The sequence below is a fragment of the Dactylosporangium siamense genome, assembly GCF_016862795.1.
GTDB classification, from domain to species: domain Bacteria; phylum Actinomycetota; class Actinomycetes; order Mycobacteriales; family Micromonosporaceae; genus Dactylosporangium; species Dactylosporangium siamense.
Window position 1 is genome coordinate 200,977 of sequence record NZ_BONQ01000077.1, and the last position, 11,536, is coordinate 212,512.

Consider the following 11,536-nt stretch of genomic DNA (forward strand, 5'->3'; position numbering starts at 1 on the left):
CATGGACGCGAGGTCGGGTGGAGCCGCCACACTGCTCGGTGCCCTCAATGACGCCTGTGAGGATTTCCAGCGGTACGGCCAGCAGATCGCCGCCACGCACGGCCCCATGCACTGGGAGCTGATCGGGCGGATCGGGCCGGGCGAGGCACCGTTCGCGCTCGTCGGGGTGGTGCTGCGGTATGACCGGACCACCGTCGACCTCGGCGTCGACCTGTGGGTGCGGGAGGGTGCGTTCGAGGTCAGCGGCTACGGCACCGTCGACGGCAGGCGCCTTCTGGTGGATCTGCCCGACGTGCTGACCGAGGACCTGGACGAGGCGATCGACGTGCTCAGGGAGTACACCCGCCGCCTTTGCTCCTATCGCAACGTGCTGGACGAGGTCGCCTGAAGCCCGGTGCGCCGCCGTGCCCGGGTCCGGGTCCGCAGGTGGACGGCGAGCGCGACCAGGCCCACGGCCGCCGTCGCCGCGCCGCAGACGACGAAGGTGGCCGACGCCCCGGCCGCCTGGACCAACGGCGCGCCCAGCAGCGTGCCCAGCGGGGTCGACACGACGAGCACCGCGCCGCGGGCGGCGAGCACCGGCGGCAGCTGCCCGGCCGGGACCCTGCGCTGGAACAGCGACATGCTGGTCGCCGGGTACGGTGCCCACGCGAGCCCGGCGAGCATCAGCGTGACCATGTGCGCCCATAGGGGCAGCGCCAGGCCGAGCGGCATGAGCAGCAGCCCGAAGCCGATCACCACCCCGATCGTGGTCGGCCACAGCGGCAACCGGCGCAGGTGTCCGGTGGCGACCGCGCCGGTGACCGCGCCCACGCCGAAGGCCGTGTACAGCAGCCCGACCTCGCCCGCGCTCGACACGAACAGCGGCACGGCCACCGGCACCGGACCGAACAGCAGGAAGAACCAGAACGTCAGGATCATCAGCCCGAGCAGGTGCGGGTCCCGGCCGATCGCGGCGAAGCCCTCACCGCGGTCGCCGGTCGGCGGCCGGGCCGGCGTCAGCGACCTGATCTGCAGGAACGACACCGCGAGGACAGCGAAGGTGGCGGCGTCGACCGCGAGGACCGCGGGCGCGCCGAGGACCGCGATCAGCAGCCCCGCGATCACCGGCCCGGCCACCGTCGAGGCCTCGGCGATGACCGTGAGCAGCGCGTTGGCCGGCAGGTGCAGGGTCGTCGGCAGGACCTGCGCGATGACGGTGTACCGCCCGGCCGAGCCCCACGCCGACAGCAGCGCGGACATGGCCAGCAGCACGACGTACCGGCCGATCGACAGGCCACCGCAGGCGGACAGCAGCGCGACGGCGCCGAGGAACACCGCCCGCAGGATGCCGTCCCACGCGGCGAGCTGCGCGGCGCCGTGGTTGCGCAGCAGCGGCCCCAGCGCGATCGCGCCGATGGCGCCGGGGAGCGCGTACGCGGCCACGGCGAGCCCGACCCACAGTCCCCGCGCGTGCTGCGGCGCCAGCTGCAACGCCAGCCACCCGACGGCGACCGCGCTCATGCCGTCGCCCAGGGCGGAGAGCACCAGCCCCGGCAGGACCCGGTTGAACACCGGGTGCCGGATCACCGGTAGATAGGGAGACATCGATTGATTCTCGCCTACGTGCTGGGCATTCTCCAAGGATGATCGACAAGCGCGTAACGGCCCGCGCACGGGGTATCCAGAGGCCATGGCGAACTTCGGTTACACACTGATGTGTGAGCAGACCGCGCCCTGCGACCTCGTCGACGACGCGGTGCGCGCGGAAGAAGCCGGATACGACTTCGCGGCGATCTCCGACCACTACAACCCGTGGCTGGTCGAGCAGGGACACTCGCCGTTCGCGTGGTCGGTGCTCGGCGCGGTCGCGTACGCCACCCAGAACCTCGAACTCATGACCATGGTGACCTGCCCGATCCGCCGCTACCACCCGGCGGTCGTGGCCCAGCAGGCGGCGACCATCGGCGCCATGTCGCAGGGCCGGTTCACCCTCGGCCTCGGCGCGGGCGAGAACCTCAACGAGCACATCGCCGGCGCCTGGCCGCACCGCACCCAGCGGCACGAGATGCTCGCCGAGGCCCTAGAGATCATCCGGCCGCTCCTCGCCGGTGAGACGGTCCACCACGGCGGCACGTACTTCGACGTGCCCGAGGCACGGCTGTGGGACCGGCCCGACGAGGGCGTGCCGGTGGTCCTCGCCGTGTCCGGTGAGGACTCCCTGGCGCTGTCGAAGAAGCTGGACGGCACGGTCGCCGTCGCGCCCGACGCGTCGCTGCGGTTGCCGGGCAAGCCGGCGTACGGGCAGGTCGCGCTCTGCTACGGCCCGGACGAGTCCGAGTGCCGCAAGCGCGCGCTCGACCAGTGGCGCTGGTTCGGCCTGCAGTGGCCGGTCCTCGCCGAGCTACCCGACCAGCGCGCCTTCGACGCCGCGTCCGCGTTCGTGACCGAGGACGACGTCGCCGCGGCCGTGCCGTGCGGGCCGGACCTGGACCGGCACGTCGCGGCGGTCCGCAAGTACGTCGACGCCGGGTTCACCCACGTCGCGCTGGTCCAGATCGGTGGCGGGCACCAGGAGGAGTTCCTTGCCTGGTCCCAGTCGGAGCTGCTGCCCGCCCTGCGCGCCGACGGCGCGTAAGGCGGGCTCCGCGCCGACGGCGCGGCGCGGAGGCGTCTCCTACACGCCGCCCGGGCGTAGCCGGGGCAGGCGCGAGTCGACGTCCGGCACCGAATAGCCCAGCGCCCGCAGGCGGCTCGACACGTCCTCGATCGGCTTGCGGATCTTCTGCGCCGCGGCCAGGAGATGGTTGAGCGGCACCGGCTGGCTCGCGTCCAGCCACGGCCGCGACCCGTCCAGGTCGGTGCTGGCCAGGAGGAGGTCGTTGGGCTTCACCGAGTCGACCTGGATGCTGCTGAGGTCGACGTCGACGGTGTAGCCCAGCGTCTCCAGCCGGGCCGCGACCTCGTGCACCGGCCGGCGGACCCGCCGCGCCGCCTGCAGCAGGTGCGGCAGCGGCACCTGCTCGTCCAGGTCCAGCCACGGCTGCGACCCGTCCAGGTCCCGGCTGGTGATCAGCAGGTCGTCGGGCTCCACCTGGTCCAGCGACGGACCCGAGCCCTGCAGGCTCACCGCGTAACCGAGGAACGTCAGCCGCGCCGCGATGTCGTGCACGCTGCGCCGGGTCCGCTGCGCCGCGCGCAGGATGCGGATCGTCGGGACCGCCTTCATCGGGTCCAGCCACGGGTCCGAGCCGTCGAGGTCCTCGCTGGTGATGGTCAGGTCGTCGGGCTCCAGGTGGTCGATGAGGATCGCGTCGGGGTCGACGTCGACCCGGTACCCGACCGTCGCCAGCCTCGTCGCCACGTCGGCGACGTCGCGGCCGGTCGCCTCCGTCGCCCGGAGCAGGTGGATCAGCGGCACCGGGCGGGCCGGGTCCAGCCACGGCTGCGAACTGTCCAGGTCGCGGCTCGCCAGCTGCAGGTCCTCCGGCTCCAGTTTCACCGTGTCCAGCGCGTCGAGGTTGCCGCCGAGCGTGAAGCCGAAGCTGCGCAGCCGCGTCACCACCTCCGCCACCGGCCGGCCGGTCCGCTCGGCGGCGCGCAGCACGTGCACCGGCGCCACCTCCTCCAGTAGGTCCAGCCACGGCGACGTGCTGTCCAGGTCCCGGGAGATGAGCACCAGGTCGTCGGACTCGACCGTCAGCGACTCCCAGCCGGGCTCGAGGGGGTACCCGAGCAGCGCCAGCCGCGCCGCGGTCTCGTCGGCCGGCAGGTCCACCTTGTGCGCGGCGCGCAGCACGTGCAGCCGGGTCACCGGCTCCCGCGGATCGAGCCACGGGTGCGAGCCGTCCAGGTCCCGGCTGGCGATGGTCAGGTCCTTCGGGCCGAACTGCTCGATCGGCAGCATGTCCACGTCGACGTCCACGTCGAAGCCCAGCTGCCGCAGGCGGGCCACGATCTGCTGGATCGGCCGGCCGGTCTTGTGCGTCGCCCGCAGCAGGTGCACGAGATGCACCGGCTGATCGGGATGCATCCACGGCCGGGTGCCGTCCACGTCCCGGCTGGTGAAGACAAGGTCGTCGGGGTCGACGCCGACGTGCGCGGCACCCACCGACGGCTCGTAGCCGAGCTGGTCGAGCCGGGCCGCGATCTCCAGGGCGCTGCGACCGGTCTTGCGCGCGGCCCGCACCAGGTGCACCAGCGGCACGATGTCGACCGGATCGAGCCACGGCCCGGTGCCGTCGACGTCGACGCTGAGCAGCAGGGCGTCCGACGGCCGGGAGCGCAGCGCCCGCTTCCAGTCCGCGCCGGGCTTGAGCACCTTGCGGTAGCGCCCGCCGGCGGCGAGGGCCGTCAGCCGCCACTCGACCAGCTCGTCCGGCCCGCCGACCGGCCCGTCGTTGGCCACGAAACAGCCGGTGACGGCGGCGTCGACGATCTCGCCGTCCATGTCCCACTTGCCGTGGCCGCGCTCGATCGCCTGCTCGAAGACGAGGTCCGCGACCAGCGGCCGGATCGGCGCCAGGCGGCACAGCCACTCGTAGCCGAGCAGTGTGGTGCCGGGCGCGGTGAGCGCCGGCACCGCCTCCCACAGCAGCCGGTCGACGTCGTCCTCGCGGTACGCCAGGATCTTCGTCCGGTCGACCGACAGCCGCGGCGCCAGGTCCCGGTTGAGGTTGACCACCGCGCCGAAGATCTCCTTGCCGGCGTAGAGCCCGTCGGCGAGCAGCGCGCCGGTGCCCTTGCACCACCACACCCGCGACCCCTCGGCCGGGACCACCCCGGCGCCGACGCCTTCCTCGTCCTCGTCGTCCTCGTCGACCGCCGTCGCCGCCTCCGACAGCTGCCCGGGCGCCCACTGCTGGGTCTCCACGCCGTCGGTCGCGTCGGTGCCGAACTCGGCCACCCACAGCAGTTTGCGCAGCTCCTCGACCGACGCGACGGTCACGCCCTCCCGCAGGTGCAGCCGCACCGTCGTGCCCGAGTCGGTGCCCGGGCCCAGCACCTGGATCCGGAACAGGCTGCCCGGCCCGGCGATCGACACCCGCAACCGCTCGCCGGCCTGCCCGTCGCGGCCCATCCGGCACGTCTCGACGGTCAGCTCGTCGGCGAGCATGAAGTAGCTGAGCACGCCGATGCCGAACCGGCTGTTGGGGAACAGCTGCACCGGCGGGTCGAGCCGGGCCCACTCGGTCTGCTCCTCGAGGAACTCCGGCAGGTCCGCCAGGCGCACCCCGGCCTGCGAGAACACCTCGCTCAGCTCGCGGACCCCCATGCCGATGCCGTTGTCGACGCAGTCCAGGTAGCCCCGGCCGGCGTCATCGACGCCCTGCTCGAACCGGATCCGGCCGTCCCACGGCTGCTGCTCGGGTCCGGTCCGGTTCAGGAACTCCGTGCGGGCCTCGCGGTAACGGCACGCGTCGAGGGCGTTCTGGTACAGCTCACGGATGGCGAGGGCGGGGTCACCGTACAGCTGCTCGCCCATCAGCAGCTCGCGCACCCGGTCCTCGGCCAGCCGGAACCGCACACCCGCGGACTGATACGCCGGCGCTCCGTCGATGACCGCCGGGCGCACCTCGTCGGTCGCGGCCCGGTTCGGCAGGTGTTGCAGCGCTTTGAGTGTCTCGTCCCTCGCGGCCGCCCGCTGCGCCTCAGCGAGCAGCTGATTCAGCGTTTCGATGTGTACGCGCAGCGCGACCTCGATCGACGGGTGCGCACAGTCGGCGTTGAGCACCAGGGTCGCCCCGCGCAGATCCCACCGCGTCGCGTGCACCGTGTCGATCACCTGACCCGGCGTGACCGGATCACCGATGCCGAGGTGCTCGCCGATGACCTCCGGCAGCACCGTCGCCTCGATCGCCAGCCACCGCGCGATCGTCAGCAGGAACGCTACGAGGCGCTCCCGCGTGCCGTTGCGGTCCTCCGACACCAGCGACTCCGGCCGGTCGTGCCGGTTCAGGAACGCCGGGTCCGCGCGGATCGCCCGCAGCAGCTCCGCCAGGCGCTTCTGCGGTTCGTCGTCCAGCGCGGTCGCGAGGTCCTGCGTCTGGCCCTCCGGTCCCCGGATCAGCGCCTCGATCGTGGCCGGCTGATACGCGGCCGGCCGCCGGCCGATCCACCGGTGCAGCAGCCACCAGCCGATCTCCGCGGCCGCCTCCCGCCGTCCGGTCCGGATCGCGGCGAGCGCGCGGCGGTGCGGCTGGGCGTAGGTCTGGGAGAACCGCTCGAACGCGGCCCGGTCGCTGGAGGCGTCCTGCGACGGCTCGAGGTCGCCCGGCTGCACCCCGCGCTCGGCGGCGGCGATGCCCGCCCACAGCGCGTCGTGCAGGAACGGCGTCGTCACCAGCAGCGCCGCCTCGGCCCCGCTGAACCGCACGTCCTGCGGCAGGAACTCGATCAGGCTCGCCACCTGCGCCGACATCCGTTGCGCGAAGTCACCGTCCTGCCACGGATCGTCGTTCAGGTCGGCCGCCGATCGTTTGCGTGCCGCAGCGAGCTGGCGGACGAGCGCCGCCGCCCGGTCGCGATGTGACGCACCGTCGGTCACCCGGCCCCACACCGTGTGCTGTGCCGCGAACGTTTCCCAGCCGTCAGGAGCCATGCGGGAAAACTTACCGGCCAATGGCAACGGACCGCTCCTGTTGGGGCCGAACGGCCGGTCGCGCGTTGTTGCGTGCGCAAGCTACGGTGCAGCGGGCAATGATGGCCACTGGAAGGAGCACGTCGGGTATGTCCGTCGCTGAAGACGGCAACGAGCAGGAGCAGCCGGGCAAAACGCCGCGGCGTGCGGACCGTGCGGCTCGGCATCGCGTCTCGCCGACGGCCTCCGCCACCGCGAAGATCCCCGTCCTGCCGGAGCCGTTCAACCCGGCGAAGCCGACGTTCCCGACAGGCTCGGCGATTCCCCGCCAACGTCGTGGAGGCCCCACGGCGATCGCGACCGCCTCGATTCCGCTCGTTCCCGTCACCGACGACGAGCCGGACACCTTCTACATCGGTGAGCCCGACGCCGACCTCCCGTCCGACGCCGACCTCCCGTCCGACGCCGACCTCCCGTCCGACGCCGAGCTGCCTTCCGACGCCGACCTCGCTGTCGACTCGGACCTCGCTTCCGGCTCTTCCGGCGCGGACCTCGCTTCCGGCGCGGACCTCGCTTCCGGCGCGGACCTCGCTTCCGGCGCGGACCTGGCTTCCGACCCTTCCGGCTCTTCCGGTGTGGACCCGGACCCGCGTTCTGACGCCGGTTCGCTTCCCGATGCGGACCTGCTGCCCGCCGCCGGTTTCGCGGTCGGTGCTGCTGACGGTTTCCGCGACGGTGCTGTCAGCGATGTTGCCGACGGCCTTGCCGGCGATGCGTTCGGTGACGTGCCCGACCCGGCGACGGTCGGCACGCTGGCCGGCGAGGTCCGGGCCAGCTCGGCCGAGGCGTCGTTCGAAGCTCCGCCCGCCGGTTCGTCGTTCGAAGCCCCGCCCGCCGGCGAGCCGGCCGCGCTCGTCGAGTCCCCGGCGCTCGTGGACCCGGCCGTGTTCGCCACCACCGGGGACCCCGCCGCCGAGGCCACCGCGCCGGACCCGCAGCCAATCGGGGTCGCGCCGGTCGTGATGATGGCCGACGACTCGCCGACCGTCGCCGACTACGTGCCACCGGCCTTCGCGATCGTCACCGACGAGGTCGAGGAGGACGGCCCCGACTACCGGGGTGCCCGCCGGCGGGCCGCGCCCTGGCGCCGGTATCCGGTCGGGGCGGTCGCCGTCGCCGTCCTGATCCTCCTGGTCACCGCCGCCGTGGTCCTGCAGCTGGTCCGCCACACCGACGACAACCCGGTCCCGGCCGCGGTGGACGCCAGCCCGCGCTACCCGGGCGTCGGCGGCCTGCCCGAGCTGACCAGCGCCGCCACGTCGCCGTCACCGTCGGACGCCCCGTCCTCGGCCAGCCCCTCACCGAGCCGCACGAAGGCCTCCGCGCGCGCCTCGGCGTCCCCGTCGAAGTCCGCCACCTCCGTGGCGCCGCCGCCCCCGCTGCTCACCGGCCAGCTGCGCGGCACCGGCTCCACCAAGTGCCTGGAATACCGCTCCGGCGAGAACAACCGCGCGGTCATCGACAACTGCGACCCCCGCGGGTCCCGCAGCACCAACCAGCGCTGGACCTTCCAGGGCGACGGCACCGTCCGCGCCGACGGCGCCTGCCTCGACGTCCAGAACGCCGGCACCGGCAACGGCACCGCCGTGCAGCTCTACGCCTGCAACGGCACCGTCGCCCAGAAGTGGACCCTCGCCGACGGCACCATCCGCAACCCCCACTCGGGTCGCTGCCTGGACGTCGCCAACGGCGGCACCGGCGCCGGCAACCCCGTCATCATCTGGGACTGCTCCGGCGCCCCCAACCAGAAGTGGACCGTCCAGGCCTACTGACGCGGACCGTCCCACGTCCGGGCCGCCACCGGGCCGTCACCCGCCGCCGCTGTCGTGATCGAAGGCGCGGGTCGGTCGTCCGGACGGCCCCAGGGCGCCTTGGATCAACCGGCATGATCCAGCGCCGTCGAGGTCACCATCCGGTGCCGCCACACCGCCGTTGGATCAGGCGCTGTGGACAAAACACCCAGATCGGCGCGCGAGCGCGACCCGCACCACGATCGAAGGATCTTGCGCGCGTGATCGAAGAGCCGGGTGGTCGCGCGGGCGGCAAGAAGTCTTCCGGATCACGCGTGTTCCCCCGGTCGCACCACGGGCGGAACCACGAGCCCCTCGCCGTGTGCGGCGAATGTTCGCAGGGCCGGACGTCGCGGGGCGGCTTCGCCCGCAGGGGCAGGGGGTCAGGCGGCTTCGGTGAGCGAGGTCTTGCTGTTGGCCGGGATCGAGTCGAGGACGGCGCGGATGTCCTGGGTGCGGTCGGCGTCGACGGGGGTGACCGTGATGTCGAGGCCGGGGCGGCTCGTCTCGACGGCGCGGGTGTTCTTCGCGCGCTGCTGTGGGACGCGGCGCTTCTTGCGGGAGATCGTGGAGGCGACGATGGCCGACTGGCGGGCGGCGTCGAGCGTGTCGCGCAGCTCGGCGGCCTCCTCGGCGACCCCGGCGGCCTCCTCGGCGAGGGCGTGGGCGGCGACGACCGCCACGTCCGCGGCCTTGACGGCGGTGCGCTCGGCTGCGGCGGCCGCGTCGTAGAGGCGGCGGGCCCGGCTCTCCGCGGAGCGGCGCAGCTCGATCTCGCGGGCCTGCAGCTCGTGCAGCTGGTCCCAGCCGGAGGCGCCCTTGAAGACGGACTCGAGGGCGTCGACGGTGATGTCGCCGCGCTTGAAGGCGGCGAGGGCGGCCCGGGACACCTCGCGCTTGTCTTCCTCTTCCGCGTCGGTCGGCTCGGAAGGGTCGACGGCCGCGGCGATGCGCAGGGCCTCCTCGTAGGCCTTCTGGGCGACGTCGAACGTGGTCCACGCGACCTCGCGGGCCTGCTGCGCGGCGAGGGCGCGGGCCTGGGCCTCGACGACCTCGATCTGGGCGCGCTTGGCGGCGGTGGCGGTCGCGGCGGCCTGGCGGATCAGCTCGCCGGCCTCGACGCGGAGGCGGGCGCGCTCGGCGGGGCTGAGGCTGGCGTCGGCCTCGGCGACCTCGGCGCGGCGCTCGGCCCGGTTGATGCGGTGCAGGCTCCACCGGGACAGGATCGCGGCGAAGAGGATGAACAGGACGATGACACCCATCAGTGCGGCCCACACGGCGAGGGCGCCGGTGATGGGGTCGAGGCCGAGGATGCCCCTGCCGCCGTCGAGGGTCCAGGGCAGGCCCTCGCCTGTGGATGACCCGTGCGTGGCGGGTGCGGAAAGAGCCACGGGACGACCTCCGGCTGTGCGTGTCGCTACAGCGTAATGGTCGTGCGCTGGGCCGGTCGACCCATCGAAGGGTGACAATTCGATGAAAAGCCGGACACGAATTGTCACGGCCACCTGGAAAAGTGCCGGTCAGCAGGGGTGACGTGGTGGCGGACGGTGATGATCATCAGGTTGCTGTCGGGGACTTGTCACCAGAACGTGATCGTGAACGGTAATTCAGGTGTCCTGCCGGCGGGTGATCGCTAGCCTGCGCCACATGTGCTTGCGTGTCGTGCTCTCGCCGCCCATCCGCTAGCGGGCAGGCGAACGACCCCGGAAACCGCACCGATGACAAGGGTCCGGTGCCGGTGACGGCTGCCCGCGTTTCGTGAAGGTCGGCATTCTCACGACAATTCGGGAGTCAAGTACAAATGGGACATAACCATTCTCTGCCCGTCGGGCGGGGACTGTTCTTCATCGCGTTCGCGGCCGCTTCATGGGGCGTCGGCGGGTTCGTCGCCGCCGTCCTGTACGACCACAGCGGGCTCGGCCCGATCGCGGTCACCTTCTGGCGGTACCTCGGTGGCCTCCTGCTGCTCGCGGCCATGCGCCCCCTCAGAAAAGCCCGCCTCAGCAAGCCGACCAAGACGTGGATGGTCGTCAACGGGCTCGGGATGGCGCTCTACCAGACGGCGTACTACGTGGCGATCGACCTCGCCGGCGTCGCCGTCGCCACCGTCGTCGTCCTCGGCTCCGGGCCGGTGCTGGTCACCCTCGGCGCGCGGGTGTTCCTCGGCGAGCGGCTCGGCCGGACCGGCGCCGCGACCGTGGCCGTTTCCCTCGCCGGCCTGGTGCTGCTGACCAGCGACGTCAACCAGGACGGCGGTGGGGGACACCCGATCGAGGGCCTCGCGGTGGCACTGGTGTCCGCGGCCGGATACGCCGCCGTCACGCTGCTCAACCGGGCGGCGAAGGACGACCCGTACGACTCGGCGCTCGGCGGTTTCGCGGTCGGCACGGTGGTGCTGCTGCCGCTCGCCCTGATGGAGGGGCTGCTGCCCACGCGCGGCGGGATCGGGGTGACGGCCGGGCTGCTGGCGTTCCTCGGCGCGGTGCCGACCGCCCTGGCCTACGCGCTGTTCTTCGCGGGCCTGACAGTGGTCAGGGCCACGACCGCATCGGTCGTGGCCCTGGTCGAGCCGCTCGCCGCGGTGGCGCTCGGCGTCCTGGTCCTGCACGAGCCGCTGACCGGGTGGTCAGCGGCCGGCGCGGGGTTGTTGCTGTCGGCGGTCGTGACCCTCAGCCTGACCGAGGGTCAGGGAGCTCGGCGCAGCCGCACCACGGCGGTGACCGCGAAGGCCCCCGCCGCGACCGCTGCGGCGAGCCCCCACCACCAGAGGCGGGAGGAGTCCGCCGGGGCGGGCGGAGCGGCCCTTGCCGACGGCGGTGGCGGTGACTGCGCGGGGCGCGACTCCACCACCGACGTGGCCTTGACCGGGCTCGCACCCGGGCCGGTGACCACGACGGTCCACGTGCCCGGTGAGAGGACCGGACCCGAGGCGTAGAAGCCGCGGCCCTCCGCCGCGGCGTTGAGCTGCAGGGGGCCGATCGTCCGGCCGCCGGCCGCGGACGCGGTCAGCACCAGCCGGAGGTCACCCTCGGCCGGGCGGCCGTCCGCGCTGAACGCGCGGACGGTCACCCCCTCGGCGCCGTCCCCGGCGACCTCAAGCTTGAGGTCGCCGGGAACGTCCGCGTAG

The 11,536-nt window shown here is 73.0% G+C and carries 7 protein-coding genes; 4 read left to right on the forward strand and 3 right to left on the reverse strand.

What is annotated here, in order from left to right; genetic code table 11:
* Position 1 precedes the first annotated feature (1 nt).
* Positions 2-388 (forward strand): hypothetical protein, encoded by a 387-nt coding sequence (locus Dsi01nite_RS24855; protein WP_203848650.1) that lies wholly within the window; start codon positions 2-4, stop codon positions 386-388.
* Here Dsi01nite_RS24855 and Dsi01nite_RS24860 read toward each other — a convergent pair.
* A complete protein-coding gene (locus tag Dsi01nite_RS24860) occupies positions 358-1,587 on the reverse strand; it encodes an MFS transporter (protein ID WP_203848651.1) in 1,230 nt (409 codons plus the stop codon). The genes Dsi01nite_RS24855 and Dsi01nite_RS24860 overlap by 31 nt on opposite strands.
* Before the next feature lie 85 nt (positions 1,588-1,672).
* Here Dsi01nite_RS24860 and Dsi01nite_RS24865 point away from each other — a divergent pair, with 85 nt between their 5' ends.
* Positions 1,673-2,617: a TIGR03557 family F420-dependent LLM class oxidoreductase gene (locus Dsi01nite_RS24865; protein ID WP_203848652.1), complete on the forward strand. Its 945-nt coding sequence runs from the start codon at positions 1,673-1,675 to the stop codon at positions 2,615-2,617.
* A 39-nt stretch (positions 2,618-2,656) separates the two neighbouring features.
* Here the strand turns inward: Dsi01nite_RS24865 and Dsi01nite_RS24870 are convergent, their stop codons facing one another.
* Positions 2,657-6,580, reverse strand: a complete 3,924-nt coding sequence (locus tag Dsi01nite_RS24870) for a wHTH domain-containing protein (protein WP_203848653.1) — start codon at positions 6,578-6,580, stop codon at positions 2,657-2,659.
* A gap of 128 nt (positions 6,581-6,708) precedes the next feature.
* Between Dsi01nite_RS24870 and Dsi01nite_RS24875 the strand changes: the two genes are divergently transcribed.
* A complete protein-coding gene (locus Dsi01nite_RS24875) occupies positions 6,709-8,391 on the forward strand; it encodes an RICIN domain-containing protein (protein ID WP_203848654.1) in 1,683 nt (560 codons plus the stop codon).
* Positions 8,392-8,792: 401 nt separating this feature from the next.
* Here Dsi01nite_RS24875 and Dsi01nite_RS24880 read toward each other — a convergent pair whose 3' ends face one another.
* Positions 8,793-9,800: a hypothetical protein gene (locus tag Dsi01nite_RS24880; protein WP_203848655.1), complete on the reverse strand. Its 1,008-nt coding sequence runs from the start codon at positions 9,798-9,800 to the stop codon at positions 8,793-8,795.
* 410 nt (positions 9,801-10,210) lie between these two features.
* Between Dsi01nite_RS24880 and Dsi01nite_RS24885 the strand changes: the two genes are divergently transcribed.
* Positions 10,211-11,344 carry a DMT family transporter gene (locus tag Dsi01nite_RS24885; protein WP_203848656.1) on the forward strand — a complete coding sequence of 378 codons (1,134 nt, stop codon included), beginning with the start codon at positions 10,211-10,213 and terminating at the stop codon, positions 11,342-11,344.
* The last annotated feature ends 192 nt before the right edge of the window (positions 11,345-11,536 follow it).

Coding starts and splice junctions, on each gene's coding strand:
- Dsi01nite_RS24885 (WP_203848656.1), top strand. CDS start 10,211: ATGGGACATAACCATTCTCTGCCCGTCGGGCGGGGACTGTTCTTCATC.
- Dsi01nite_RS24870 (WP_203848653.1), bottom strand. CDS start 6,580: ATGGCTCCTGACGGCTGGGAAACGTTCGCGGCACAGCACACGGTGTGG.
- Dsi01nite_RS24865 (WP_203848652.1), top strand. CDS start 1,673: ATGGCGAACTTCGGTTACACACTGATGTGTGAGCAGACCGCGCCCTGC.
- Dsi01nite_RS24860 (WP_203848651.1), bottom strand. CDS start 1,587: ATGTCTCCCTATCTACCGGTGATCCGGCACCCGGTGTTCAACCGGGTC.
- Dsi01nite_RS24855 (WP_203848650.1), top strand. CDS start 2: ATGGACGCGAGGTCGGGTGGAGCCGCCACACTGCTCGGTGCCCTCAAT.
- Dsi01nite_RS24875 (WP_203848654.1), top strand. CDS start 6,709: ATGTCCGTCGCTGAAGACGGCAACGAGCAGGAGCAGCCGGGCAAAACG.